The 24,793-nt window shown below is 47.9% G+C and carries 27 protein-coding genes and 1 pseudogene; 15 read left to right on the plus strand and 13 right to left on the minus strand.

Annotated features, from left to right (window positions below):
• The first annotated feature begins 5 nt into the window (after window positions 1–5).
• Window positions 6–1,139 (plus strand): TlpA disulfide reductase family protein, encoded by a 1,134-nt coding sequence (locus FO440_RS23275; RefSeq protein ID WP_144250717.1) that lies wholly within the window; start codon window positions 6–8, stop codon window positions 1,137–1,139.
• A gap of 174 nt (window positions 1,140–1,313) precedes the next feature.
• Here FO440_RS23275 and FO440_RS23280 read toward each other — a convergent pair whose 3' ends face one another.
• Window positions 1,314–1,571 carry a DUF5655 domain-containing protein gene (locus tag FO440_RS23280; protein WP_144250718.1) on the minus strand — a complete coding sequence of 86 codons (258 nt, stop codon included), beginning with the start codon at window positions 1,569–1,571 and terminating at the stop codon, window positions 1,314–1,316.
• 288 nt (window positions 1,572–1,859) lie between these two features.
• On the opposite strand from FO440_RS23280, the gene FO440_RS23285 reads away from it, so the two are divergent.
• The 4 genes and pseudogenes from FO440_RS23285 (at window position 1,860) to FO440_RS25170 (ending at window position 6,571) form a co-directional block, all read left to right on the plus strand.
• Entirely contained in the window at window positions 1,860–2,987 is a 1,128-nt protein-coding gene (locus FO440_RS23285; RefSeq protein WP_144250719.1) for an AI-2E family transporter, read from the plus strand.
• A gap of 64 nt (window positions 2,988–3,051) precedes the next feature.
• Window positions 3,052–4,224: an acetate/propionate family kinase gene (locus FO440_RS23290; RefSeq protein WP_144250720.1), complete on the plus strand. Its 1,173-nt coding sequence runs from the start codon at window positions 3,052–3,054 to the stop codon at window positions 4,222–4,224.
• Window positions 4,221–5,245: pseudogene (locus FO440_RS25165) on the plus strand (phosphoketolase family protein); the annotation flags it as partial. The gene FO440_RS23290 and the pseudogene FO440_RS25165, both read left to right, overlap by 4 nt.
• Window positions 5,246–5,272: 27 nt before the next feature.
• A complete protein-coding gene (locus FO440_RS25170) occupies window positions 5,273–6,571 on the plus strand; it encodes a phosphoketolase family protein (RefSeq protein ID WP_394348384.1) in 1,299 nt (432 codons plus the stop codon).
• Window positions 6,572–6,585: 14 nt separating this feature from the next.
• On the opposite strand, the gene FO440_RS23300 is transcribed toward FO440_RS25170, so the two are convergent.
• Entirely contained in the window at window positions 6,586–6,828 is a 243-nt protein-coding gene (locus FO440_RS23300) for a helix-turn-helix domain-containing protein (RefSeq protein ID WP_144250721.1), read from the minus strand.
• 267 nt (window positions 6,829–7,095) lie between these two features.
• Here FO440_RS23300 and FO440_RS23305 point away from each other — a divergent pair, with 267 nt between their 5' ends.
• Window positions 7,096–7,302: a hypothetical protein gene (locus FO440_RS23305; protein ID WP_144250722.1), complete on the plus strand. Its 207-nt coding sequence runs from the start codon at window positions 7,096–7,098 to the stop codon at window positions 7,300–7,302.
• Window positions 7,303–7,845: 543 nt separating this feature from the next.
• Here FO440_RS23305 and FO440_RS23310 read toward each other — a convergent pair.
• Both FO440_RS23310 and FO440_RS23315 read right to left on the minus strand, forming a co-directional pair.
• Entirely contained in the window at window positions 7,846–8,175 is a 330-nt protein-coding gene (locus tag FO440_RS23310; protein WP_144250723.1) for a hypothetical protein, read from the minus strand.
• Between the two features lie 56 nt (window positions 8,176–8,231).
• Window positions 8,232–8,618, minus strand: coding sequence for a TraR/DksA family transcriptional regulator (locus FO440_RS23315; RefSeq protein ID WP_144250724.1), 387 nt, complete (start codon window positions 8,616–8,618; stop codon window positions 8,232–8,234).
• Between the two features lie 54 nt (window positions 8,619–8,672).
• Here FO440_RS23315 and FO440_RS23320 point away from each other — a divergent pair, with 54 nt between their 5' ends.
• Window positions 8,673–8,978 carry a hypothetical protein gene (locus FO440_RS23320; RefSeq protein WP_144250725.1) on the plus strand — a complete coding sequence of 102 codons (306 nt, stop codon included), beginning with the start codon at window positions 8,673–8,675 and terminating at the stop codon, window positions 8,976–8,978.
• Window positions 8,979–9,565: 587 nt separating this feature from the next.
• Here FO440_RS23320 and FO440_RS23325 read toward each other — a convergent pair.
• A complete protein-coding gene (locus tag FO440_RS23325; protein WP_144250726.1) occupies window positions 9,566–10,471 on the minus strand; it encodes a DUF72 domain-containing protein in 906 nt (301 codons plus the stop codon).
• 84 nt (window positions 10,472–10,555) lie between these two features.
• On the opposite strand from FO440_RS23325, the gene FO440_RS23330 reads away from it, so the two are divergent.
• Window positions 10,556–10,918: a hypothetical protein gene (locus FO440_RS23330; protein WP_144250727.1), complete on the plus strand. Its 363-nt coding sequence runs from the start codon at window positions 10,556–10,558 to the stop codon at window positions 10,916–10,918.
• A 22-nt stretch (window positions 10,919–10,940) separates the two neighbouring features.
• Here FO440_RS23330 and FO440_RS23335 read toward each other — a convergent pair whose 3' ends face one another.
• Entirely contained in the window at window positions 10,941–11,207 is a 267-nt protein-coding gene (locus FO440_RS23335) for a hypothetical protein (RefSeq protein ID WP_144250728.1), read from the minus strand.
• An 88-nt stretch (window positions 11,208–11,295) separates the two neighbouring features.
• On the opposite strand from FO440_RS23335, the gene FO440_RS23340 reads away from it, so the two are divergent.
• The 3 genes from FO440_RS23340 to FO440_RS23350 are packed head-to-tail and all read left to right on the plus strand — an operon-like array spanning window position 11,296 to window position 16,722.
• Complete coding sequence (locus FO440_RS23340; protein WP_144250729.1) at window positions 11,296–12,021, plus strand: ImuA family protein; 726 nt, start codon at window positions 11,296–11,298, stop codon at window positions 12,019–12,021.
• On the plus strand, window positions 12,014–13,516 hold the full coding sequence (locus tag FO440_RS23345; RefSeq protein WP_144250730.1) for a Y-family DNA polymerase: 1,503 nt from the start codon (window positions 12,014–12,016) through the stop codon (window positions 13,514–13,516). The genes FO440_RS23340 and FO440_RS23345 overlap by 8 nt, the downstream gene beginning before the upstream one ends.
• Entirely contained in the window at window positions 13,513–16,722 is a 3,210-nt protein-coding gene (locus FO440_RS23350) for an error-prone DNA polymerase (protein ID WP_144250731.1), read from the plus strand. The genes FO440_RS23345 and FO440_RS23350 overlap by 4 nt, the downstream gene beginning before the upstream one ends.
• A gap of 5 nt (window positions 16,723–16,727) precedes the next feature.
• On the opposite strand, the gene FO440_RS23355 is transcribed toward FO440_RS23350, so the two are convergent.
• The 3 genes from FO440_RS23355 to FO440_RS23365 all read right to left on the minus strand — a co-directional run bounded on the left by FO440_RS23355 (window position 16,728) and on the right by FO440_RS23365 (window position 18,570).
• Window positions 16,728–17,636, minus strand: a complete 909-nt coding sequence (locus tag FO440_RS23355; RefSeq protein WP_144250732.1) for an SOS response-associated peptidase — start codon at window positions 17,634–17,636, stop codon at window positions 16,728–16,730.
• Between the two features lie 2 nt (window positions 17,637–17,638).
• Window positions 17,639–17,899 (minus strand): hypothetical protein, encoded by a 261-nt coding sequence (locus FO440_RS23360; protein ID WP_144250733.1) that lies wholly within the window; start codon window positions 17,897–17,899, stop codon window positions 17,639–17,641.
• A 188-nt stretch (window positions 17,900–18,087) separates the two neighbouring features.
• On the minus strand, window positions 18,088–18,570 hold the full coding sequence (locus tag FO440_RS23365) for a hypothetical protein (protein ID WP_144250734.1): 483 nt from the start codon (window positions 18,568–18,570) through the stop codon (window positions 18,088–18,090).
• Between the two features lie 917 nt (window positions 18,571–19,487).
• Between FO440_RS23365 and FO440_RS23370 the strand changes: the two genes are divergently transcribed.
• On the plus strand, window positions 19,488–20,051 hold the full coding sequence (locus FO440_RS23370) for a Crp/Fnr family transcriptional regulator (RefSeq protein WP_144250735.1): 564 nt from the start codon (window positions 19,488–19,490) through the stop codon (window positions 20,049–20,051).
• Window positions 20,052–20,151: 100 nt separating this feature from the next.
• Entirely contained in the window at window positions 20,152–20,565 is a 414-nt protein-coding gene (locus FO440_RS23375; protein ID WP_144250736.1) for a RidA family protein, read from the plus strand.
• A gap of 92 nt (window positions 20,566–20,657) precedes the next feature.
• Here the strand turns inward: FO440_RS23375 and FO440_RS23380 are convergent, their stop codons facing one another.
• Window positions 20,658–21,404: an SDR family NAD(P)-dependent oxidoreductase gene (locus FO440_RS23380; protein ID WP_222104041.1), complete on the minus strand. Its 747-nt coding sequence runs from the start codon at window positions 21,402–21,404 to the stop codon at window positions 20,658–20,660.
• A 211-nt stretch (window positions 21,405–21,615) separates the two neighbouring features.
• Here FO440_RS23380 and FO440_RS23385 point away from each other — a divergent pair, with 211 nt between their 5' ends.
• A complete protein-coding gene (locus FO440_RS23385; RefSeq protein WP_144250738.1) occupies window positions 21,616–22,194 on the plus strand; it encodes a Crp/Fnr family transcriptional regulator in 579 nt (192 codons plus the stop codon).
• A 259-nt stretch (window positions 22,195–22,453) separates the two neighbouring features.
• Here the strand turns inward: FO440_RS23385 and FO440_RS23390 are convergent, their stop codons facing one another.
• Window positions 22,454–22,720: a response regulator transcription factor gene (locus tag FO440_RS23390; RefSeq protein ID WP_246104309.1), complete on the minus strand. Its 267-nt coding sequence runs from the start codon at window positions 22,718–22,720 to the stop codon at window positions 22,454–22,456.
• A gap of 105 nt (window positions 22,721–22,825) precedes the next feature.
• Between FO440_RS23390 and FO440_RS23395 the strand changes: the two genes are divergently transcribed.
• Window positions 22,826–24,034 (plus strand): GAF domain-containing sensor histidine kinase, encoded by a 1,209-nt coding sequence (locus FO440_RS23395; RefSeq protein WP_144250739.1) that lies wholly within the window; start codon window positions 22,826–22,828, stop codon window positions 24,032–24,034.
• Between the two features lie 28 nt (window positions 24,035–24,062).
• Here the strand turns inward: FO440_RS23395 and FO440_RS23400 are convergent, their stop codons facing one another.
• Window positions 24,063–24,344 carry a circadian clock KaiB family protein gene (locus tag FO440_RS23400; RefSeq protein WP_144250740.1) on the minus strand — a complete coding sequence of 94 codons (282 nt, stop codon included), beginning with the start codon at window positions 24,342–24,344 and terminating at the stop codon, window positions 24,063–24,065.
• A gap of 127 nt (window positions 24,345–24,471) precedes the next feature.
• On the minus strand, window positions 24,472–24,793 hold a 322-nt coding region (locus FO440_RS23405), incomplete at its 5' end, for a sensor histidine kinase (RefSeq protein ID WP_144250741.1).

Raw genomic sequence — 24,793 nt, forward strand, 5'->3', positions numbered from 1 at the left:
GTTAAATGAAAAAACTAATTATTGCGGCTTTAGCCATTATGCCCTTTGCGGGATGGGCCCAAAGCGTCTCTTATACAGTTAAACTTAAGGACGAAAGCGCGCCCGCGTCCGAAAAGGCCCTTTTACTTTATGATATCGATGGTAAATCCTACCTGGATTCGGCGCGGATGGTTAATGGCGTATTTACCTTCACCGGTACGGTGCCTTCCTACCCGGTGATGGCCAGGTTATGGGGCCATAATGCGTCCGCAGGTTTTGAAAACGGCCATTTGCCGGACGAGCTGTATTTCTTCCTGGAAAAGGGTACCATAAGGGTCGATGTGAAGGATTCGTTGAAATACGCCATAGTCACGGGGACAAAAAACAATGAGGATTATAACCGCTTCCAAACATTTATGGCCGGCCCAAGGAACGGTCTCATGGAGATGAATAAAGAAGGTATACTAGCGGTGATGGCCAAAAAGAACACGCCGGCATTTGAGGCTGATTACAAACCGAGGTATCAAAAGGCAGTAGAAATATACAAAAACCGCCAGTTAGCCTACATTAAGGCACACCCGAGCTCCTTTTCAAGTGTGATCGCGTTGAATGAATGGGCCGGGTCAAAAATTGACCTTACGCAGGTTGAGCCATTGTATCATACTTTGGACGCTGATGTACGTAACACAAAAGCGGGACAGGACCTTTTAAAACGGATGAACAGCGCCCGGTCCACGACTATCGGAGGTCTGGCACCATTATTTACCCAAAGTGATACCAGCGGAAAAGCGGTTAAGCTAAGCGATTTTCGCGGCAAATATGTGCTACTTGATTTTTGGGCGTCCTGGTGCGGGCCCTGCCGTGCCGAAAACCCCAATTATGTTAAAGCGTACGCCCAATATAAAGCAAAAGGTTTTGAAATGCTTGGCGTTTCGCTGGACCGCCCGGACGCCCGGGCCGCGTGGCTCGCGGCGATCAAAGCCGATGGTTTGACATGGACGCAAGTTTCTGATCTTAAATACTGGACCAACGACGTCGCCAAGCTTTATGACATCCGGTCTATCCCGCAGAATTTTCTGATTGACCCGCAGGGAAAAATTATTGCTATAAACCTGCGCGGAGAAGAGCTGGATAAAAAATTGTCGGCATTGTTTAAATAATATTGCGCTGCCATTCCCTGAAAAAGCCGCTGAACATCAGCGGCTTTTTCAATCACAGACCGTTTCCGTGTTTATTAAATTATAACGCTAAAATCGTAGCGAAACGGGCTTGTTTCATATCGAAGGGCCAACGCGTTACACCATACAAGACGTGGCAAATGCATTCGTCAAGCTTTAAACAAACCGGTCAATGTTGCGGTAACACCGGCAGCGGATATCTTTATGCCCTGTTTTAGAATAAATTTTCAGGTCCAGCCATTTTTTCATCGGCCGGATAATCAAAAATGCGGTCCGCCGGTAAAACATGATACAGTTGGGCGTGGTGCTGATGACCACTTTGTTCCAGTCGGCTACCTCCGCAAGGATCTTATCAAAAACCAGTACCAGTTCTTCGGACCGGCTATTCGAGAATTTGTTGTAAACCCTTTGCACCGGCAAACCCGAATGTACGCCCGAAATGCTTAAAGTCTACTATGATGGCGAACTCTTACAGGTACATCGTGAATTTAAAATAAATCCCATTGCGTACGCTTGTTATAATTTTTTGTCCGTCCGGCCCACGATTTTCGCATTTTTTAATTACTGTCAAAGTTTCCATAACCTGAAGATTTAAATGATTGAATGATTTGATATTTGTTTTGGAGTAGCGGAATCTGTCATCTCAAAACTATTTTCGCGACTGAATGTAGTTAGGATACAAGATCCAAACCATAACCTGTTATGCCCGCAAAAGACTATCCCTTTTACATCAAAGCCCCGGCAGTGCTCATCGGCCTTTATTATTTGGTGAGCATCCTGACTATTTTGAACGGTGTCCTGATCCCTTTTGCTTTCGCAATTTTATTTGCGGTCCTGCTTAACCCTTTGTACAACCGTTTGCTGGATTACAAATTGCCAAGGCCGCTGGCTGTTCTGCTGACGGTACTGAGCGGCGTCGCTTTCATGGGACTGATCGGTTATTTAATGAGCAGCCAGATCGCGCAGTTCAGCCAGTCTTTTCCTGTTTTAAAGATCCGTTTCGTGCAGATGACGGACAGCCTGGAGCTTTGGATCAGCCAGCAATTCGGCGTATCGATCCAGAAACAGGTTTTGTTTGTTAAAAACGCCCTGGACAGCAGCCAGGCGGCTATTGGCAGCGTGATCGGAACGGTTTTCGGTACGCTCAGTTTGATGCTGATCATTCCCATTTATATATTTATGCTGCTGTTGTATAAGAACCTGATCCTGAATTTTTTATACGAAGTATTTTCTGAAGAACATTCCAAAAGTGTTGGCGAGGTATTGGCGCAAACCAAGTCAGCCATCCAAAGCTACATCGTGGGCCTGTTGATCGAAATGATCATTGTTTCCGCGCTCAATTCCCTGGCGCTGTTTATCATTGGCGTAAAGTACGCCATCCTGCTGGGCGTCATCGGCGGGGTCATCAATATCCTGCCCTATATCGGCGGATTTGTATCGATCCTGCTGCCGGTCATCATCGCAACGGTCACCAAAGACGGTTATTCCGCGCAACTGGCCGTGATCGCCTCTTACCTGCTCATACAATTCGTGGACAGCAATATCATCTTCCCGCGTTTTGTATCTGTAAAGGTCCAGATCAACGCGCTGATTTCCTTAGTCGCTGTTTTCCTGGGCAATATGATGTGGGGCATTCCCGGCATGTTTCTGATGCTGCCGATGGTTGCTGTCATGAAGATCATTTTTGACCGCGTAGATGACCTCAAACCCTGGGGCAAACTTTTGGGCGATGAAATACCCATCCGCCATATGGGACAGATCTGGGGCAGGCCCGGGCGGCGCAAAAAAACTGACAGCATCAACGTACCGTTGAAAGAAGCGATCAAATAATCCTCGTTTGCAATTGATAACATAATCATAACAAACCAAGACCCGCCGAAGCTGTTGCTTTGATATGGCAAACAACAAACAGGTGATCTTAGCGGTCAATGGCGGCTCTTCCAGTCTGAAGACCGCGGTCTTTGACAGCGATACGCTGGAAGAACTTTTTACTGCAAAAGCAAAAGGTTTGAACGCTGAAAAAGCTGTCCTGGAGATCAAAGATGCGAACGGCAAATCCATTCTTGAAAAAGAAGATCAGCTGGATAGCCGCCAGGCTGCAGAAGCGATCATTCAATGGCTGAAAGATGCTGCGCTGACCATCACCGCCATAGGCCATCGGGTCGTGCACGGCGGCCTGCAGCATCGTGTACCCGAACAGATCTCCGCATCTTTACTGGCTGACCTGGAAGCGCTCTACTTTGTTGATCCGGAACATTTACCCGCTGAAGCCGAACTTATCCGGCAATTTGAAAAGGCTTTTCCAAAAGCCAGACAGGTCGCCTGTTTTGATACCTTTTTCCACCGTGATCTGCCTGAGGTTGCCCGTAATTTTCCTATCCCTGAAAAATATGCAGAACATGGGTTGATCCGCTTCGGCTTTCATGGGCTATCCTATGAATATATCTGGGAAACGCTGCAACAGGAGATAGCGTGGCTGGATGATAAAAAGTTAGTGACCGCCCACCTGGGCAGCGGCGCGAGTATGACGGCCGTGGCCGGCGGTAAGTCAGTTGACACGACGATGGGCTTTAGCCCGGCGGGCGGGCTGGTTATGGGTAACCGTACCGGTGACCTGGACCCGGGCGTTTTATTATACCTGTTAAAAAACGAGAACCTTGCTGTTGCGGACCTGGAAGAGCTGCTGAATAAAAATTCCGGCTTAAAAGCGATTGCCGGTAACAGCGATGTGGAAGCGCTTTTGAAAAGCAGGAACCGCAGCAAAAAGGCCGCAGCGGGTCTGGAACACTTTTGCTATAGTGCCCGTAAGTTCATCGCTGCGCTTGCCGCAGCGATGGGCGGCATCGATCTCCTGGTCTTTACCGGGGGAATCGCGGAGAATTCGCCGGACATCCGGCAACTTATCTGTAACGGTCTTGAGTTTATGGGCATCGAAATTGATGAGCGGGCCAATGAAAAGGACACCGTGATTTCCGCCACACAAAGTCGGGTGGAAGTACGGGTGATCAAAACCAATGAGGAAAGAATGATTGCAAAACACGTTAAAGCTATACTCCAGGAATCATGATCAATGAGCAAACCCTTGCAGGACTGCATGCCTACTGGCAGGCAGCCAATTACCTGGCAGCAGGCCAGATCTATTTATTGGATAATCCCTTAATGAAAGAAGCGTTGCGCCCCGAGCATATCAAACCCCGGCTGCTGGGCCACTGGGGGACTTCACCGGGTTTAAACCTGATCTATGTGCATTTGAACCGTTTAATCAAGGATACGGATGCCGATATATTTTTGATTTGCGGGCCGGGCCACGGCGCGCCTGCGATCGTCGCCAACACTTACCTGGAAGGAACCTATGCTGAGCTATACCCGAAAGTTACCGAAGATGAAGCAGGCATCAAACAGCTTTTCCGCCAGTTTTCAACGCCGGGCGGTATCCCCAGCCATGTCAGCGCGCATACGCCGGGCTCTATACACGAAGGCGGCGAACTGGGTTATGCACTGGTACATGCTTTTGGTGCCGTTTTCGATCATCCCGACCTGATCGCTGCCTGCGTCATCGGCGACGGCGAAGCCGAAACGGGCCCGCTGGCAGGCAGCTGGAAATCGATCAATTTCCTGAACCCGGCGCGTGACGGCGCAGTATTGCCGATCCTGCACCTGAACGGTTATAAAATTTCCGGACCGACCGTGCTGGGACGAATGGCCGATGACGAACTCGAACAATTTTTTGACAGCCAGGGTTACCAGGCTTATTTTGTCGAAGGAACAGATCCTTTGGATGTGCACCGCAAATGGCCGCCGCGCTGGATAGCTGCTATGTCAGTATCCGGGCTATACAGGAAGCCGCACGAAAAGGCGAACCGAGCGAAGCGCCCTGGCCGATGATCATTCTCCGAACTTTAAAGGGCTGGACCGGGCCCAAGTCATGGGACGGTCAAGCTATCGAAGGTACGTTCCGTGCCCACCAGGTGCCATTAACCGGAGTCAAGGAAGATCCCGATAAATTGAAAGCTGTCGAAGCATGGTTACGCAGTTACGAACCTGAAAAGCTATTTGACGAAAACGGTAAAATTCCGGCGGCTATAAAAGCAATGGCGCCTCAAGGCAACAAGCGCATGAGTGCATCGCCCTACGCAAATGGCGGCCAATTGCTGAAAGATTTGGTGTTGCCTGACTTTAATGCCTATGCCATCCAGCTGGACGAACCGGCTGTTAGCGAAGCAGGCAGCACGAAAAAGCTGGGCGAATATTTGCGTGATGTTTTCCGGCTTAATGAAGAACAAAAGAACTTCCGGCTGTATTGCCCGGATGAAACAGAATCCAATAAACTGGAAGCTGTTTTTGAAGCCACGGAACGCTGTTTTATGGAACTGATTTTGCCAACCGATGATAAATTATCACCGGAAGGCCGCGTGATGGAAGTGCTGAGTGAACATTTGTGTGAAGGCTGGCTGGAGGGTTACCTGCTCACCGGCAGGCATGGGATCTTCCCCTGTTATGAAGCCTTCGTGACGATCATCGATTCCATGTTTAACCAACACGCCAAATGGCTCAAATCCTGCGAGGAGATCCCCTGGCGCAAGCCCGTAGCCTCGCTCAATTATCTGCTGACCTACCATGCCTGGCGCCAGGATCACAACGGTTACAGTCACCAGGGGCCCGGTTTTATCGATACCGTGGTCAATAAAAAGAGTAAAGTGATCAGGATCTACCTGCCGCCGGATAGTAATACCTTGCTGGCCATCGGGGACCATTGCCTGCGCAGCCGGAACTATGTGAACGTGATCATCGCCGGCAAGCAGCCCGCTCTGCAATACATGAATATGGCTGACGCGGTAGAACACGCCAAACGCGGTGCCTCTGACTGGAAATGGGCCGGGAATACGAATGGCGAAAAGCCGGATGTGATCTTAGCTTGTGCCGGTGATGTACCCACACTGGAAACTGTCGCTGCCGCCTGGCTGCTGCAAAATCACCTGCCCGGTTTAAAGGTACGTGTAGTGAACGTCATCGACCTGATGGCGCTGTCGCCTCATGATTATCACCCGCATGGCATGTCTGCAGGACTCTTCGCCGAACTTTTTACAGAAAGTTCAGACGTGATCTTCGCCTTTCACGGCTATGTGCGCATCATCCATGACCTGATCCATGGCCGTCCAAATCCCGGGCGCTTTCATGTGCGTGGCTATATGGAAGAAGGCACGACCACCACGCCCTTTGATATGACCGTCTTAAACCAGATGAGCCGCTATCATCTGGCAGCGGACGCGATCCGGCGGCTGGCCGAAAAACCTGAAGGGGGAGATGCTTTCCTGCAATGGTGCGATAACCAACTTGCCGCACATACGGATTATATCCATGAGCACCTGGATGATCAGCCCGAAATCAAAAATTGGAAATGGACAAAGCCGTAAATGACCCTGGTTTTTCAATCTGAATTGGATAATTTCATGGTCGTTTGCATCAGCTTTTCAGGGGTAGTTAAGAGAACTGAAGCGATGTCGTATAACCTTTCAACCGTAATGGCAGATTTGCCGGTCTCTATTTTGCTATAGGCATTTTGAGACATGTTCATTTTGAGCGCCACATACTCCTGGGAGTAACCTAAAGATTCCCGTTGGTTTTTGATATTTTTTAATAAGAATTTGATTTTCTTAGCCCTGTCAGCCATTATTTTAAAATTCGAGTTGGGATTATTGTCGTCAGTTACCGGAAAATAATGCGAAAAGATATGGCAGCGGAAAATATTATATCAAATTTTATAATTGCACCGTAAAATAGCAGAAACGGCGCGAATTACCAAAAATAGAATTAACAATTTGATCATCAAAAAGTTAAAACAAAACACTGCGAAAAATATTGTTTATATAACTCTATGAGTTCTCAAATATACCTGGGTTGCTCGTTCAGCGTCTAAATGCCTATTAACACAAGTTTTATGGTACTGATATCTGACGAACTGTTCGCAGACCTGAGAAATCAGCGCTGCAAAATCCACAAAAAACAACCTCATATAGAGCTTGTAGACAATAAACTGGAACTGGATTGCTGTTGCGATGCCTTCAAACTCTTTTGTTATAAAGAAGTGATCGCAATTTTAAATGAGCAGAAAAGTCATCTGTTACCACCTAACCTGATCAATTAACCAAATATTCTTTATGTCTGATATCAACAATCACAATCTGAAAAGTATCCATTGTCCGAACTGCGATACGATATCGCATCACAAAATTTCAAGGGGAGAAATATTTGAAATGTTCTTTTTTTGGCTGCCCGTCGAAAAGTACAGGTGTTATCACTGCAATAATAAATTTTTTATCATCACCGGATTTTAAGAAATAGTAAAATTCAATTTCAATAAAACAAAATCTGTGTTTATCTATTATTTATTTAATTGTTTAATAATAGGGGTATTATTAATTAATCAGTCAGTTAATTGGTTTTTAGGCTAATCAGGAATGGTTAGCCTTTTTATTAACCTCTTACCAATTTTGGTAGTATCCTTGACTGATTATAACCACATTTTAGGTCAACTTATCATAATTGAAAAAGCGGGCCGGTTTTAGACCAGCCGTTGTTTCCGGTCTGCGGGGCTAAGCTTGAAAAAGCTTAGCCCTTTTTGTTGACATTAATTCAGCGAGATCCTGTTGCATTAAGGGAATTTACGGCAATCACTTTATACTATAAATTAAATAATCGCTACCTGTCGTTCTTTTCTTCCTATTCGATCAATCTGGTTGGTAAAACAATACAGTGCTTCGCTCAAAAGCATTTTCAGATTAGCGATAACTTCTCCGGATTGTAAGGTGATTTCCAGGTCATCAAATGTTATTTCAGGCAGGGAATCCGCATAATCAATTTCAAATCTGAAAAATTCTACTTTTTCATTTAACAGGTAAACCACTTCCATTAATCCGCGGTTTTCGGTGTGGAAATAAAAATTAAATTCAAATAAAGTATTTCTTGATCGAAATGGTTTGCTTAAAAATTCATGTACTTGTTCTTCCGGAGTCATCATTTATAAATGAATGCAAACCTGAAGCCAATAAGCCTCTGTAAGAAGAAAGTTACAAATCAGGATGCTTGTTTCAATTTTGCTTCCATGCTCAGCGTCGTATGCGGCACAGCACGCAGGCGTTCAGCCGGAATGATCCGTCCGGTCTCCCGGCAAATGCCATAGGTTTTATTGTGGATGCGGATCAGCGCGGCTTCCAGTTGTTCGATAAACTTTTTTTGCCTTGCCGCCAGCTGGGTATTTTGCTCCTTTTCATAAGTGGCCGAACCATCTTCGAGGGTTTTGCCGGCGATGGCCGCGTCGTCACCATTGCTGTTTGATGAACTTAGCGCAGCCGTTAATTCACCCAGTTCCTCCCGGGCCATCCTGATCTTATCTTCTATCAACAGTTGGAATTCCTTTAGCTCAGAATCGCTATAGCGTGTTTTTGTGTTTTCGTTTTTCATGTTGCTTTCAACAAATCTGCTCCGTAATGGTTTGTTCAGGTATATTTGCTTTTTATGCACAGTACGACCTACTTTCTTTCTGATGAAGCTAATGACCATGTGATCGTACATGAAGTGACCGGACTCCGTGTTCAAACTTTCAGCCTGGAGCAGGAGCCTTTCTATCCGCAGGAAAATGAGATCCATTTGTTCGGCGATGATCATGGTGAATGGCTTGCCTTTGAAACCATTGGCTGGAAGGGAGAACCGATAAGCGTTTTAGAAGGCGCGATGATCTGGTATGCCCGTTACCTGGATTACCCGGAAATGCTGATCACCGAGGAAGATCCAAGACCGGTAAATCCGATGTGGCTGAGTTAATGAACTGGTCCTTTAATGATTTTACCTGGCATTTGTGTATCTTGTTTCGATGAAAAATTTCTTTGAAGTAGTTTTCTCCGGTTTCGTCTTTCTGACCAGCCTGCTTTATCTTTCAACAGGTTTGATTGAAAAAAGCGACACTAGCCAGGACAAAACTTTTATACAGTATTTCAGGTTTCTCATCGCTTTTTTTATGATGTTGGCGATAGGCTGGCTTTGTCTTAAAACACTATATCCTCATGAATATAATTTTCCTGTATTTAGGAAAATTTAATTGAGAAACGCCTGATCTGCTGTACCGGTGCAGTTTGAAATTTGTCGGCCTTTAAATCTTAAACAGCCGCAGTTCCTGGATGCCTGTTCGAATGGTGATTAATCCAACTCGCAGCATTTATTTGTATTCGCTTTCGATCCTGAAGCCGATCTCTTCAATAATTGCGTCGGGCAGGATCACGCCTGATTCCTGGATCCAGGTCCAGTCGTCTGTATGGGCGATGGTCGCCATGAAGCGGCCGTCAAAGTGAACGTCGTAGCCGCGGTCTTCCATGACGACTCTACAGTCCACGGTTTTACCCGCATAGTCCAGGTTAAAGGAAAAGGTCGGATTCTGCATAACGTCCGGGGATTTTAAGCTCCAATCCTAATTGTTTATTGAGCTTCGGTATCAGGTAATTAAACAGGGTGAGTTTTGGCGTATCACCTGCATGGATAAAAAAATATAGCGAACGGAGGCCCTGCACCTTCCAGCTAACAAGGCGATCGAGCCATTCATCCAGCCGCTGAAAGTCCAGGCGTTCATCGCCGCTGTTGACAAAACGGACAAAAGCATCTGGTGTGGTCAGTTCCATGTGGAGGCAGTCCCGCCTGCCTGGGGTATCTGAAATAGCCAGGCCTATTTTCAGTGCTTTAAGCAGGTCAAATAAATTACTACGCTGCTCCGGGTCCGCATACCATTTTTTATTTCTGAGTTCGACAAAATAGCTGATATCCTGCGGCATATTTGTAAGATAGGCTTTCAGGTCAGGAAATGATTTGTAGGTCAGATTATCTGCGAGCTGAATAAACACCGGCCCGAGATGTTCTTTTAAAACGGAGATACTGCGGTAAAATTTATCGCTTGGTTCCTGCGAATTCTTGAACCTGCGGATATGCGTGATGGCCTGGGGGAACTTGGGACAAAATTTAAAGCCGGGCGCTGCTTTTACCTTTTCTTTCCAGGTCAATAACAGTTCGGGGGACGGAATATTATAAAACGTAGCATTCAGCTCAACCGCGTTAAAATCCGCTGCATAATATTTCAGAAAGTCCGTGTCTTTGGTTCCCTTCGGGTAAACTTTTCCCAGCCAAAATTTATTTCCCCAACTAGGCGCGCCGACATAGGCTTTAAACTGGCTATCACGTTCGCCGGACAAAGCCAGTGCTGTCAGCGGCCCGTCCGCGGGCAGACGGTGATCAAAGTTTGATAAGTCGATTTCTTCTCTTCCGAATTGCATTGCCGAAGTTACAGGTTCATTGTTAAAAAAAGAAAAAAGGGGTTTTCAATTGCTAATAGCTAAATTGCTTAATAATCCCAAGCCATGACTAACCTTTTCGAGTTGATACAGACCGTTTTTTACCCGTTTGGGTACTTTCTCTTGTTGGGGCTGGTTTATGCGATATCCAAATTTGTCACTTTGTTTTTGGTGACAGCAGGCAGGCTGAAGTCTTTTCACGCGATCGAAAATTACTGGATCTACCTTTTAATTACGCTTTTTTGCTTGCTGATCGGCATTTGCGCTGCAGGCGGACACTGGTTACCTTTCTGGCGCTGGTTTCTTTGCAGCTGGTTGGCAGCTTTAATCGGCATCCATTTTGGTTTTGAGAAAGGGAGTGCCGTTAGTGATAAGGACATGGAAGAATTCGAGAACAACATCAATGACCATATCAGGAATAAAGAATAAGTTTTTTTAAAAATTATACCGGTCAGCGTTTCAGCGTTTTTAACAATTCATCCATTTCCTTCTGGTAGCCGCTGATCGCGCCCGCTGCTTCTTCCTGCTCATAAACATTGAGTAATTCCCCGTCATAGACCCAGTTACCCGCTTGATCAAAAAGGATCCTTCCCATTTCTTTTTCTTCCAGTGGGTCAAAGAGGCGGTAGCCCTCACCGCCATCCGGAAAAATATGCAGCCAGGTCGCGCTGCTGAGTTTCAGCGATTTGGGGAGGTCATCGAATAACTTTTTTCTCATAAAAACAAAAGTGGAGAAAAAAATGTAAAAAAGTAAAAGAAAATGCTAAAAATATTAGCATAACTTTATAGTCCCAAAAAGAACGGATATGCAAGCGACAAAACAGGAAATTATAGAAAAACTTCGCGGGGAGCTGCTGACCTGGGAAGGCTTCAAACCGCCGCAGCCGGGCGAAAGTCAACACTTTGGCCTGGGAACGATGGAAACCGCATTTCCAAACGGCATATTCCCGACCGGCGCTATTCATGAGTTCATCAGCAGCAGCCCGGAAGATACCGCCGCCAGCGGCGGCTTTATTGCCGGTCTGGTTCAAAAACTGCTTTCAGGCGGCGGAGCCTGCCTGTGGATCAGTTATACCCGGCGCATTTACCCGCCCGCGCTAAAACTGTTCGGGGTGGACCCGGACCGGGTGATTTTTGTCGATGTCCCTTTACAAAAAGATCTGTTGTGGGTGACGGAGGAAGCGCTGAAATGCGAAGGGGTCGCAACGGTGATCTGCGAAACCAAAGAGCTGAGCTTTACAGAATCCCAGCGGCTGCAGCTGGCCGTGGAAAAAAGTCATGTTACGGGTTTTGTGCTGCGCAAAGACGTCCGTAAGATCAACACGACAGCATGCGTCACCCGCTGGCAGGTCCGCTCCGTTCGCAGCCAATTGAGAGCGGGTATGCCCGGTGTCGGCCATCCGCGCTGGCAGGTCGAACTGCTGAAAGTACGCAACGGCAAGCCGGGAAACTGGACCGTGGAATGGAAAAAGCAGGATTTTCAAACGATTGTTAAACCGACTATAGCGGAAGCCGCCCGTCGTTATGCCTAAACGTTTTGCCGCTATATGGTTCCGGCATTTGCTGACGGACTGGAAGGCGATCCGCCAGCCCGGTCTGAAAGGGACAGCCTATGTCTTTGCCGAACACGACCATGGCCGGATGCTGATCACGGCGCTGACAGAAGAGGCACGCCGTTACGGCGTAAGCGAAGGCATGACGGTAACCGATGCACGGGTCATTGTACCTGACCTCCAGGTGTTCGACGGCAAGCCCGGACGTAACCTGAAACTACTGACAGGCCTTGCGGAATGGTGCCTGCGCTATACGCCGCTGGTGCAACTTGACCCGCCCGACGGCTTATTGCTGGATGTCACCGGCTGTACCCATCTGAAAGGCGGCGAAAAAGCTTATTTGCAGGAGATCGTTTCCCGTTTAAAAACGCTGGGCTATGAAGTCCGTCCGGCCATTGCCGACACGATCGGCACTGCCTGGGGTGTCGCACGCTGCGCCACATCGGGACTGATCGTTGCTGAAGGCGGTCATCGCAACGCGCTCATGCCATTGCCGCCCTATGCCCTGCGTTTGTCAGTTGACCATTTATTAAAGCTCCGGAATTTAGGACTGCACCAGATCAGCAGTTTTATTCATATGCCCGATACGGTGATCCGCCGCCGTTTCGGGAAATCGATGGTTTTACGTTTGCAACAGGCACTGGGACAGGAACCGGAATACCTGTTCCCGCTCAAAGAGCCGGTGCCTTACAGCGAGCGGCTGGAATGCCCGGAGCCCGTCAGAACCCGGCCCGCCATCGAGATCGGTTTAAATAATTTGCTGGAAAGACTATGTAAAAGGCTTTACGGTGAGGGCCTCGGCCTGCGATCTGCCGCGTTCACCTGGTACCGGATCGACGGCAAGAACGGCAATATCACCATTGGAACCAACCATGCCAGTAACCGGATGCAGCATATTTTTAAACTGTTTTTTATCAAGCTGGACACTGTCGCGCCGGGACTGGGCATTGAGCTGTTTACGCTGGACGCGCTGAAGACCGAACCCGTCAGCGACAAACAAAGCGAATTGTGGTCATCGAAAGGCGGTGTGGACAGCGAAGAAGTTGCCGAACTCCTCGACCGGCTCGCGGGCCGCATCGGCAATGCAGCGATCAGCCGTTATTTGCCGGGCGAACATTACTGGCCGGAACGCACGCCCAAACCGGATATTAGCCTAAAAGAAAAACCCGGGAGCGAGTGGCGCACGGATAAGCCGCGCCCCATGCAAATACTGGATAAGCCCGAACCCATCGAGGCGATGGCGCTCACACCGGATTACCCGCCAAGGCTGTTTATCTGGAAAGGGGAGCAGCATATTATCGTTGGTGCGGACGGCCCCGAACGCATTGAACGCGAATGGTGGCTGGAACCGGGCGAACACCGGGATTATTATGTCGCCGAAGATGAACAGGGGCGCCGCTACTGGCTTTACCGCTCAGGCCACTATAACGCAGAAAACAACCAGCACTGGTACTTACACGGCTTTTTCGCATGAGTTACGTAGAATTACAGGTAACCAGCAATTTTAGTTTCCGGCGCGGCGGCAGCCATCCCGAGGAACTCGTCGACCAGGCAGCTGATATCGGCTATGATGCGATCGGTATCACCGACCGGAATACCTTCGCGGGTGTCGTCCGCGCCTACCAGGTAGCTAAGGACCGCAAAATCCGCCTGATCCCCGGCGTGCGCCTTGACCTGCTCGACGGCCCGGGCTTACTGGCCTATCCGACCAATAAAACCGCTTATGCCCGGCTTTCCGCTTTGTTAACGCTTGGAAACCTTCGGGCAGAAAAGGAGCAATGCCATATCACTAAAAAAGATGTTTACCGGCACGCCAAAGGGTCGTACTTCATCATCATCCCGCCGGACAAGATCACCCAGGATTTTGAATTTGAGCTGGTTTTTACGCAGCACGTCAAAGACTACCGGGAGAACCTGCCTAACCTGTATATCGCGGCGACAAAATATTACACCGGTGACGATGCCAAGCGCCTGTTCCTGTTAGCCGAACTGGGCGTCCCCCTGGTGGCAACGAACGATGTGCATTACCATGACGTCAGCCGCCGTGAATTGCAGGATATCCTGACCTGTGTGCGGGAGAAATGCACGATTTTTAATGCGGGTTATAAACTGCACCAAAACGCCGAGCGGCACCTTAAAGAAAAAGCGGAGATGGACCGGCTATTCCGCAGCTATCCCGAAGCCATTGCCAATGCCCGCAATATTGCCGATGCCTGCCGCTTCGACCTGAAGTCACTGAAATATAAATACCCCGGTGAGCTGACGACCGATGGCCGTACGCCCCAGCAGCAACTGGAATACCTCGCCTGGAAAGGGGCCAACCTGTATTACGCCGGTGACGTCCCCGAAAAAGTAGTCAAAGCTATTGAAGAGGAGCTCGGGATCATTGCCGAACTGGATGTGGCCGATTATTTTCTGACGGTTGAAGATTATGTGACCTGGGCCCGGAAACAGCAGATCCTTTGCCAGGGCCGTGGTTCCGCCGCTAACTCCGCGGTGTGCTTTGTATTGGGGATCACCGCTGTACCGCCGGATAAATCCAACCTGCTCTTCGCCCGTTTCCTTTCCAAAGAACGTAACGAACCGCCCGATATCGACGTGGACTTTGAGCATGAACGGCGGGAAGAAGTCATGCAGTATGTCTATAACCGCTTCGGCCGTGACCGGGCAGCAATCCTGCCGACGGTGTTCACGCTGCATTATAAAGGTGCCGTCCAGGATGTCGGCCGTGCAATGGGGCTGTCCGTAGATGTGGTCAGGCAGCTATCGGACGCTTACGGCGACCTGTCAGACGATGAGATAACAGCGGAGCAAATCAAGACACTGGGACTTAACGCCAAAGACCCGCATTTACTCAAAGTCATTGAACTGACCGGCCTGCTGATCGGGTTCCCAAGGCAGCTGGGCCAGCATACCGGCGGCTTTGTCATCACCGATGGCAAGCTCAGCGATCTGTGCCCCATCTTTCATGCCCGTATGAAGGACCGCACCAATATCGAATGGAACAAGGACGACATCGACGCGCTGGGTTTTATGAAGGTGGATCTCTTGTCTTTGGGGATGCTGACCTGCATTCGCAAAGCTTTTGATTTGATACAAAACCATTACGGGATCACCCTGACGCTGGCGAATATCCCGCAGGATGATGCCAAAGTCTACGAAATGATCACCGCAGCGGACACCATCGGCGTATTCCAGATCGAGAGCCGTGCGCAAATGTCCATGCTGCCGCGGATGAAACCCACCTGTTTCTATGACCTGGTCATCGAAGTGGCCATCGTAAGGCCGGGGCCGATACAGGGCGATATGGTACATCCCTACATCCGCAGGCGAAACGGCGAAGAAGAAGTCGACTATCCCAATGACGAAATAAAAGGAATATTGGCACGTACACTCGGCGTTCCCTTGTTCCAGGAACAGGCCATGGAACTGGCCATCGTAGCAGCCGGTTTCACGCCGGGCGAAGCCGACCTGCTGCGGCGCACCATGGCGACCTTTAAATTTAATGGCATGGTCAGCAAATTTGAGCATAAACTGATCACCGGCATGATCTCCCGCGGCTACGACGAAGCATATGCCCGCCGCATATTTAAACAATTGGAGGGCTTTGGCAGCTATGGTTTCCCGGAAAGCCACGCGGCCAGCTTTGCGCTGCTGGTCTATGTTTCCTGCTGGCTGAAATTCTATTACCCGGAAGTCTTTTGCGCGGCGCTGCTCAACAGCCAGCCGATGGGCTTTTACCAGCCTGCGCAGATCGTACGGAACGCGCGCGAACATGGCGTTAAAATACTGCCCATCGATGTCAACCACTCGCAATGGGACAGCACGCTGGAAGCCAGGCAAGGTAAATATTTCGCGATGCGATTAGGCCTCCGGGAGATTGATGGCATCCGTGAAGAAGAAATGGAGAAACTGGTAGCGGGCAGGACAAGGCATTATACCGCCCCGCACCAGCTTTGCGATGCCGGTGTGAGCGTGGCGACCATGGAGACATTGGCCAATGCCGATGCGTTCCGTTCCATGGGCCTTGACCGCAGGCGCGCCCTTTGGGAAGTTTCGGCGCTGCATGACCGGCCGGTACAATTGATGCAGGGCCAGCCATCGGCAAGTGTTCATGAGCCGGAAGTAAATTTACCTGCCTTGCGGCTCTCGGAGCACGTCGTACAGGATTACGCAACGACCGGGCTTTCGATCAAGGGCCACCCGTTGACCTTTATCCGGCATCAGCTCGAACTGCTGCATATCATCACTGCCAAAGAAGCCAACGGTACCGACAATAAAAAACTGATTAAAATTGCCGGCCTGATCCTGATCCGCCAGCGGCCGGGCACCGCGAAAGGGGTATGCTTTATCACCCTGGAGGATGAAACGGGAACCGCCAACCTGGTCGTCTTCCCCAAACTTTTTGACAAATACCGTAAAGAGATCCTGCACTCCCGTTTATTGATGGTAGAAGGCGTCGTCGAACGTACCGAAGTAACGCATATCATTGTACGGAGGGTATTTAATATCACCAAATTACTGGGTGACCTGACAGCCATTAAAAACGAAAAGCAGCCCGTAATGACGCTGTCCCGTGCCGATGAAAAAGCCGCACCGTTTGTGCCGGCGGATAAACCGCTCAAAACCCTGGACAAGGAATCAGCGGATTACCTGCATAAAGGCAGGAATTTTAAATAAGTGTGTTAGCTATTCATGCCCGGCGGGTAAACGGTCCTGAGCTGTTCCACTACGACCGTCGATCCCCCTTCATGGTGCAGCGCAGGCTCCAACGCTGCCGACCAATAATCAAATTCGAGGTTTTCCCGGTCAAGATAGGTCATATCGACCGGCGGCAATTCAGGATAATCCTGCGGCGTCGCGGTTAAAGTGGTCCGGTAATCGCGGCCGACCGTGCAAAATTCCAACAAACGGGAAGGTATTTGTGTACGCGCTATTTGTGAAAGACGTTCCTTGCCGGGTCTTTCCATCAGCCACTCCCAGGCGAGATCTTCCGTCAGGATGGCCGGCATCCTTTGTTTGGAGTTGTGGATCTGGTCCATGACGATATTCGAGCCGGTGATCCCGAAGGCAACAGTATTCACAAATTCGCTGGTCTCGGGGTCCAGCCATTCGTTATATAGACCGGGCATATAAAAATACTCCTGTTGCTTAACTGTCACCAGGTAGGGATACTTAATGGTTTCCTTTAATGGCTGTCCCTTTTTGCCGGTTTTAGCGACATGCCGCGATTCGACGATACCCGTGGACAATACCAGGCACCGGCGGTTTTTAGCAGCATCCGCCCACATGGAACGTTTGCCGTCCTCCTTAAGGAAAAGGTTCTCAGATTTAAAGTTGAGGGTGGTGTATTTTTTCCGGAAGATATTGGCTTCCGCGCGCGTTTTAATAAAGCCGGGCACATAGCCCCATTCCGCCTGGACGATGTCAAAGTCTTTGCCATCCGGACTCGCCACCAATATCGCGCAGGGGGCATAATTAAAACCATTATGTACACCCACGTTCAAAAAGTTATAGCGGCTGACCGCTTTTTCGAGGGCCTTCAGCTTGATGAATTCCACCCGGGTTACTTTTTGTCCGTTGTAGTAGCACATAATTAAGTCCTTCTTTTTGACCTGATAAAGTTAGCAATTAATTTCCCATAATGTTCCGCCTCCGGCTGACGGCCTTCCGGGATGGACGTCCAAAACTTTTCATCCGTTCCGCGCCGTTCAGACACGGTGATGGTCAGCGGTTTACGGGTGCCGGGGAAAACGATGTAAAATATGCGGCTGCCTTTTACCTCATGTTCGGTAACCCGGATGGCTGCACCTTCCGACGGTAATATAAATGGCGGTTCGATTGGACGGGTTGTCATGATTAACTTAGTATAAAGATAGCAAGATGGTTTGTTGCGATCAAGCAAGAAAGGAAACGGAATAAATTGACTGTGTAGAGGCTGTGGGTTTATGCCGTAGTCTTTCGTGCGCTTCAGAAGCACCAGTCCTAACTTTGCTTGCTTAATTATGTACTTCCGTTTATTACCAGGCCTTTAATCTTCGGTGGTCAATACATAGCCTTACGATGTGGGTTATCATAAATCGTTCTTATGACGATTGAATCCAAACTTTGGGTCACTGATCGCACAATACTTCCATCAATTAACAGCTTTGTCATATCTGTCATAGTCTCTCCATCAATCACTAAAGGTGAGTTCTCCAGTTTACCAATTATATTGTGACGACTGTAAAATTCTCCAATTGTAGACAGGTTAACGTCGGGCTTGAGCACCATTCTTAACACAATAGGATTGTCAGCTGCCTTTCCTATAATTCTTCTAATTTCTTTGTCCGTTAATTGATGCAAATGAACGATGTTCTCATTGCCAACTATTGCGTGATGCGTCACAACTTCTTTGGCATTGATATTTGGTTTTACTATGCATATAACAGTCGATTTATGATCAGGTACTTGAGAAAATGACAGTGCTGGAATGGCTATCAAACTTAGGATGGCAATCAACTTCATAGACCAGTAATAAGGTTTCATTGGTGCCTCAAATCTAATGATTGCTTTCTAATTCAAGAAATTGTTATTTTCTTACTTTATAAGGTTGTATAAACTTATGGTCCAAATCCTGCGGAATTTCATGGTCAAGCCTTCCGGAATCTCAGTTAGACAAAAAAGCTGACAGCCAGAACCACAACGTCCATAAGGCTATCAGCCAATAAACAACATATACACTTATGAAGGAGTATCAACAAAAAACTGACCGACCGCTAAACCCTTTATAAAGCAGTCAGCCAGCTAACTAACAACAATTGATTACAGTATTTAAATCTACATTAATGAATTCCAATTAAAAAATTAAATTAAAAAGAAAATAAAAGTACTTAAACATGGCAAGAATATTAGATTATAAATTTTTTTGATTCGGTGCTGCTTTTCAATTACCTCTGCAACGGCTTTTACCTGAGACATATGCAAGATATGGGTATGACTACTATAAAATGTGTGGCAGTTTGGTTCTTGGTGTGAATTTGCTATTCAACTTCAAATAGTTTAGGTAAAGGCATTAACTAATGATTACCAACCTACGATTTACAAGGGGATACTTCGAAACTAATACCATCACAAACCACCACATCCACAGGTTGGATCAACAGGTGGATCAACTATGGGCAATGCCATGCTGGCTTTTTAGTAGTATTTGGGCGTATGTATGGAAATTCCTTAATGCGTGACCATACGATTGCGTAGGATTTAGAGCACAGATTTATGTAATCATTTGTTGAATATGTCAATTAGAAATCAACGGATTAGCATGGTCAAATTACTACGAAACATACGATTTTCCATTTCGGAACTGGGCGATCAACGGCCCGGAATATCCACTTATATCACTCCGGTCATTTATTCCAATAGGCAAAATAGCTTAGCTTTACGGTTATCTAAGGATAAAAGCAATGCCTGAACAACTAAGGGAACATATTGAACGGATCTTACCGCTCACTGACGAAGAATATGCGTTCGTTATTTCTCATTTTAAAAGCCGGAAGTATAAAAAACACCAGTTTCTGATCCAGCAGGGTGACCCGGTGCCCTGCCATTACTTCGTATTAAAAGGCCTTCTAAAATTAGTCTTTACCGATGATACAGAAAAGGCGCATATCATTTCGTTTGCCATGGAAGACTGGTGGGAAAGTGATTTCTATGCTTTTTATACGCAGACCAAAGCAACCATGTCGCGGGAGTGCCTGGAAAATACGGAGGTGCTTTGCCTGTCTTTGGAAGACTACAAAAAGCTTTGTGAAGGCTTACAGAAAATGGAGCGCTTTTTTTTGGAAAAAGCAACCTTCGGTTTTCTGGGTGCTCAAAGGCGCATCATCTCATCGCTGACCTCCAACGTTAAAGAGCGTTACGAACAATTACTCAAACAATATCCTTCCCTTATTCAGCGCGTGCCCAAAAGCATGATCGCTGCGTACCTGGGCGTTTCGCGCGAAACCTTAAGCCGTTTGTACGCCTGATGTGACCTGGCTCACACCAAAATCGTGAGGCAGGTCAACAGCCGCTACCGTTTCTTGTGTTTAATTTTGGAATAGCAATACAAACTAAAAAATTAAAGCAATGGAGCAATCAAATACGACCGCTAAGGTCAAAACTTTCAATCTCGGCGCAGCATCAGAATATGCCAACATCCTCATCAGCCAGGGTTACAGCGTTAATGGCATGATATACATTTCGGGGCAATATGCTCATGATACGTCTGATGCTGTTACGGGCGTAGGCGATTTTGCGGCGCAGGTCCGTCAAACCCTGAAAAACATCGATCTTGTGCTGGCGGGATTCGATGTCACCAAAACCAACATCGCGGATATGATCATTTACTTAACCAACCCGCCGGAGCAATCGGGACCGTTAGTACCGCTGCTGCAGGAATATATGGGTGAGCACCGTCCAGCGGCGACTGTTATTGGTGTGACGGGTTTGTGGTACCCCGAGCAACTGATCGAGATCAGGGTCGTAGCGCACGCAAACTAATCATTTCTCAAAAAGACAGAAAGATCGGATAAACGATCTTTTTGTCATTTCGAACAGCCATTAAATTGGCAACCAAACAAAATAGTTTAGCATCAGATGTTGCTGATCCCGCCGTCCACCACCAGATCAGATCCGGTCATGAACGAACTTTCATCTGAAGCCAGGAACAGCGCAGCGGCTGCAGCTTCTTCGACACGTCCGAGCCTGAGCATCGGTACATAGTTTGCGTAATGCGCATGAAGTTCAGCCAGTTTCTCCGGAGTTTCAGCCTGACCTTCCATGATGGCGGTTGGAAACGGCCCGGGGCTTAAAAGATTAGCGCGGATACCATTATCTTTAAACTCAGCTGCCCAGGTGCGGACAAAACACCTTAACGCAGCTTTGGCACCTGCATAGGTGGAATGATTGGCAAGTCCCATATAGTGCATCGCCGAAGAAACCAGGATGACCGAACCGCCGCTTTCCATTAACGGGAGCATTTTTTGAGTAAGGAATAGCGGCCCTTTAGCCATCAGGCCGAACGTACGGTCATAATGATCCTCTGTGATCTCCGTCAGGGGCACCTGCTCGGTAAACCCGGCATTGGATACGACAATGTCTACCTTACCTTTGGCCTCCCTGACAATAGTCGCTACGCGATCAAGGTCTGTTAGTTTTGATGCATCCGCCTGAATGGCGGTGACATTGCTGCCGATCAGCTTCACGGCTTCATCCAGCGCATCCTGTCTTCTGCCGAAAATGAATATTTCCGCACCTTCGTCTACAAAACTTTTGGCAATGGCCAGGCCGATGCCACTGGTTCCGCCGCTGATAACGGCTATTTTATTTTTTAATCTCATGATTTTACAGAATTATTTACCCGACAAATTTCAGTGAAGCCGGCCGGTCTGTACAAGGACATTTGATATTAAAAACCCGTGATAATTGTCACACTAACCGGGAACAGTATTCCATAACTCACGCTAAGAATTGGTCACCTGCTGACCATTTTTAACAGGCGAAAGCGCGATCACATGAATTTTAAATAAATTTGTTTGATAGGGGTCAAACATGTTCGAAGCATTTACAACATATCTACAGGAGAAAGCCGGTTTGGACGCGGAAGAAATTGATGCCATCCGGACGGTTAGTATTCAAAAGAAATTAAGAAGAAGACAATACATCCTGCAGGAAGGTGATGTATGCCGCTATAACTGTTTTGTTGAGAAAGGATGCCTGCGCATGTACACTGTAGGAGAGGATGGAGCAGAACATATGCTCAGGTTCGCCATTGAGAACTGGTGGATCAGTGACCGGGAAAGCTACAATAATGCAAGTCCGTCCAAATGCAATATTGATGCCCTGGAAAATTGCGAGGTGATCCTGATCGAGAAGCAGGATTTCACACAGTTATTGGAAACGATCCCCAGGTTTAAGCATTATATCGACGGACTTCTGGCCAGAAGTTACGATGCTTTTCAAAACAGGATCATCGGTGCGATCAGCTATACCACCGAGGAAAAATATCATCACTTTATCAAAAAGTTTCCGGATATCTTTAACCGGGTCCCTTTACATATGATCGCCTCTTATCTGGGTGTGACGAGGGAAACTTTGAGCCGGGTCCGAAGCCAATCGCTTCAAAAATGAAAAGCCAAACGAAATCAAAGATCTTTTCTTCTGGCGATCTGTTGAATACGGAAGCAATTGCAGATAAGTAATATCGAATACATTTAAATGAGGCTGCCTTTGCGTAGCCTCATTTTTTTTGGTGATTTTCGTTTTTCAACGAATTACTGTGTGGTAAAAGGGGCTATTCCAACTGGTTTTTGATTTTTGCCAGCAGTACTTCAAGATCAAATGGTTTCGCTAAAAAATCATTGGGCCCGCCTGCTTGCTGCAGGGATTCCTAAAGGTTATGAGTTCCCGAGATCAGGATCACCGGAATATGCAGGGTCAGTACATTAGCTTTTAAGTCCCTGCAAATGAGCCGTCCATCCATTCCCGCCAGCATCACATCCATCAGTATCAGGTCGGGCTGAAAACCGGCGATCACAGCAGATATCGTTTTACCGTCCGCCTGGGTTTGTACGTCATACCCGCTGTCGGTAAGCAGGTAAGAAACGATGTCTAAAATGCCCTGGTCATCATCCATCAAAAGTATTTTCTTGCCCATCTGTATTCGCTTAGGTTACGGACTTTGCGAATACGGTGCCAGTAATTGGCGTTATGGCGTGGCGGTTACGATAACCCTGAATTAAAGCGTACCTTTACGGCCTCGATGGGAAATGAAAAAGTGTTGCCGGTACCGGAAAATGAAGTTGAACGACTGGTCGCTTTGCAGAGCTATGATATCATCGACAGCGGGGAGGAGAAGGACTTCGACGCCATTGCTGCCATTGCTTCCGCTATCTGCGGTACGCCCATCTCCTTAATCACCTTTATCGATGAGAAGCGCCAATGGTTCAAGTCGCACATCGGAACCGATCTCACCGAGAATTTTCGTGACCTTTCTTTTTGCACCTATGCCATTGCCGGTCCGGATGAGATCATGATCGTGCCGGATGCGCTGCAGGATGAGCGTTTCGCTACTAACCCTGTAGTGACGGAGGCCAACGTGACCTTTTATGCGGGTGTGCCGCTGATCAACGAGGATGGCTTTGCTTTGGGTACCTTATGCGTACTGGATCAGCAAGCGCATGAGTTCAGCCAGGCACAGGTGGATGCGCTGAAGGCGCTGGCTAATCAGGTGGTAGATAAGATAGAACTGCAACGCAAAGTTTCCATGCTGGAGAAAACCAACCAGGAGCTGATCAATGCCAATGTGCTCATCCAGAAGTTCGCTTCCATGGCCGCGCATGATATCAAGAACCCGCTGAGCAGTATCAAACTGACCTCGCAGGCGCTGCGTACCCGGCAGGAGATCACGCCGCATGAAAGCTGTATGCGAATGGTGAACATGAATATTGCGGCGGCGGATAATTTACTGGTGCTGGTGGATGAAATGATGGCCTACTCCAAAAACCCAACTTTGTTGCTGGAGAAAAAGCAGGATTTTGACCTGAACCACCTGATTCGCAAAATTGTGGGTTTGCTGATCGTTCCCGCTGGCATCCGGATCGATTTGCCGGAAGGAAAACAGCCGGTTCATTTTTCGCTGATCGCGGTAGAACAGATCCTGATCAATTTATTAAGCAACGCGATCCGTTACAACGATAAGCCGGCTGGAGTGATTTCGATTCGCTTTTCGGAAAACGAGACTTATTATGAACTGGAGGTGGCCGATAACGGCAGGGGTATTCCCAGGGCTTACCTGGATAAGATCTTCGCCAATAACTTCACCTTAAAAATTGCTGACCGCTTCAACAACCAGGGGTCGGGTATCGGCCTCTCCACAGTCAAGGACTTGCTTTTTTTACTGGAAAGCAGTATTTCTGTCCGCTCCGTGGTGGGTGAAGGTTCGGTCTTCCTGGTCACCTTAAAAAAGTAAACGGTCAGCCGGTGTTTGTGCCGCTTGATTATTCACTGATTAAATTCATCCCCACTAAAAACTTTTCCTTATCGCTCAGGTCGCCGACCAGCACGCGCATCGGGCTGGGCAGTTTTTTGATCAGGGTAGGTATGGCAATGATCTGTTCGCCTTCAGCAAGGTGCGGGTGCTCCCGCAGGTCGATGATCTCCAGCGTATAATTGCCCTTCAGGTCTTCCTTGCAATATTTTTGCAGGTTCTCGATGGCTCGCTGCGATTTCTGCGTTTGGCCTGCCACATACAGGTACAGTTTATAGTGCTCCTTTTTCATATCGTCCAAGGGCTGAATAGACTGTCCTCGCATGGATAACCCCTAAGGTACGTTTATGTTTTTGATTATAAAAGGCTTACCTTAGTCGAAAATTACCGGATAGTGGAAAAGAAGCGTGTACATTTTATTATTTCAAAGGCAAGGTAAACCAAAACGAAGATCCCTTGCCCAATTCGCTTTCGACGCCGATCTCACCGCCGTGACGTTTAACGATCCCGGCGCTGATATAAAGCCCGAGCCCAAGTCCGGAAGTTTGTTCATCGTCCGTTTGCCCTTTGTAAAAGCGGTCAAACAGAAAAGGCAGACGTTCAGCCGGGATGCCTTCGCCCTGATCACTTACCGTAACTTTTGCTACTTGGGCGGTGGATGAAATATCAATGTTTATTGTTTTCGAGCCGGCGGCGTACTTAACCGCATTATTGACCATGTTTAAAACAACCTGGTCCATC

The organism is Mucilaginibacter corticis (assembly GCF_007558865.1).
Lineage (GTDB): Bacteria > Bacteroidota > Bacteroidia > Sphingobacteriales > Sphingobacteriaceae > Mucilaginibacter > Mucilaginibacter corticis.

What these genes read in the sequence shown, in the direction of transcription:
- FO440_RS23285 (WP_144250719.1), top strand. Translation starts at nt 1,860, where the DNA reads ATGCCCGCAAAAGACTATCCCTTTTACATCAAAGCCCCGGCAGTGCTC.
- FO440_RS23300 (WP_144250721.1), bottom strand. Translation starts at nt 6,828, where the DNA reads ATGGCTGACAGGGCTAAGAAAATCAAATTCTTATTAAAAAATATCAAA.
- FO440_RS23310 (WP_144250723.1), bottom strand. Translation starts at nt 8,175, where the DNA reads ATGATGACTCCGGAAGAACAAGTACATGAATTTTTAAGCAAACCATTT.
- FO440_RS23350 (WP_144250731.1), top strand. Translation starts at nt 13,513, where the DNA reads ATGAGTTACGTAGAATTACAGGTAACCAGCAATTTTAGTTTCCGGCGC.
- FO440_RS23390 (WP_246104309.1), bottom strand. Translation starts at nt 22,720, where the DNA reads ATGGGCAAGAAAATACTTTTGATGGATGATGACCAGGGCATTTTAGAC.
- FO440_RS23365 (WP_144250734.1), bottom strand. Translation starts at nt 18,570, where the DNA reads ATGAAACCTTATTACTGGTCTATGAAGTTGATTGCCATCCTAAGTTTG.
- FO440_RS23400 (WP_144250740.1), bottom strand. Translation starts at nt 24,344, where the DNA reads ATGAAAAAGGAGCACTATAAACTGTACCTGTATGTGGCAGGCCAAACG.
- FO440_RS23325 (WP_144250726.1), bottom strand. Translation starts at nt 10,471, where the DNA reads ATGCAATTCGGAAGAGAAGAAATCGACTTATCAAACTTTGATCACCGT.
- FO440_RS23340 (WP_144250729.1), top strand. Translation starts at nt 11,296, where the DNA reads ATGCAAGCGACAAAACAGGAAATTATAGAAAAACTTCGCGGGGAGCTG.
- FO440_RS23380 (WP_222104041.1), bottom strand. Translation starts at nt 21,404, where the DNA reads ATGAGATTAAAAAATAAAATAGCCGTTATCAGCGGCGGAACCAGTGGC.
- FO440_RS23355 (WP_144250732.1), bottom strand. Translation starts at nt 17,636, where the DNA reads ATGTGCTACTACAACGGACAAAAAGTAACCCGGGTGGAATTCATCAAG.
- FO440_RS23330 (WP_144250727.1), top strand. Translation starts at nt 10,556, where the DNA reads ATGACTAACCTTTTCGAGTTGATACAGACCGTTTTTTACCCGTTTGGG.
- FO440_RS23320 (WP_144250725.1), top strand. Translation starts at nt 8,673, where the DNA reads ATGCACAGTACGACCTACTTTCTTTCTGATGAAGCTAATGACCATGTG.
- FO440_RS23370 (WP_144250735.1), top strand. Translation starts at nt 19,488, where the DNA reads ATGCCTGAACAACTAAGGGAACATATTGAACGGATCTTACCGCTCACT.
- FO440_RS23385 (WP_144250738.1), top strand. Translation starts at nt 21,616, where the DNA reads ATGTTCGAAGCATTTACAACATATCTACAGGAGAAAGCCGGTTTGGAC.
- FO440_RS23345 (WP_144250730.1), top strand. Translation starts at nt 12,014, where the DNA reads ATGCCTAAACGTTTTGCCGCTATATGGTTCCGGCATTTGCTGACGGAC.
- FO440_RS25170 (WP_394348384.1), top strand. Translation starts at nt 5,273, where the DNA reads ATGAGTGCATCGCCCTACGCAAATGGCGGCCAATTGCTGAAAGATTTG.
- FO440_RS23290 (WP_144250720.1), top strand. Translation starts at nt 3,052, where the DNA reads ATGGCAAACAACAAACAGGTGATCTTAGCGGTCAATGGCGGCTCTTCC.
- FO440_RS23375 (WP_144250736.1), top strand. Translation starts at nt 20,152, where the DNA reads ATGGAGCAATCAAATACGACCGCTAAGGTCAAAACTTTCAATCTCGGC.
- FO440_RS23395 (WP_144250739.1), top strand. Translation starts at nt 22,826, where the DNA reads ATGGGAAATGAAAAAGTGTTGCCGGTACCGGAAAATGAAGTTGAACGA.
- FO440_RS23275 (WP_144250717.1), top strand. Translation starts at nt 6, where the DNA reads ATGAAAAAACTAATTATTGCGGCTTTAGCCATTATGCCCTTTGCGGGA.
- FO440_RS23305 (WP_144250722.1), top strand. Translation starts at nt 7,096, where the DNA reads ATGGTACTGATATCTGACGAACTGTTCGCAGACCTGAGAAATCAGCGC.
- FO440_RS23335 (WP_144250728.1), bottom strand. Translation starts at nt 11,207, where the DNA reads ATGAGAAAAAAGTTATTCGATGACCTCCCCAAATCGCTGAAACTCAGC.
- FO440_RS23315 (WP_144250724.1), bottom strand. Translation starts at nt 8,618, where the DNA reads ATGAAAAACGAAAACACAAAAACACGCTATAGCGATTCTGAGCTAAAG.
- FO440_RS23360 (WP_144250733.1), bottom strand. Translation starts at nt 17,899, where the DNA reads ATGACAACCCGTCCAATCGAACCGCCATTTATATTACCGTCGGAAGGT.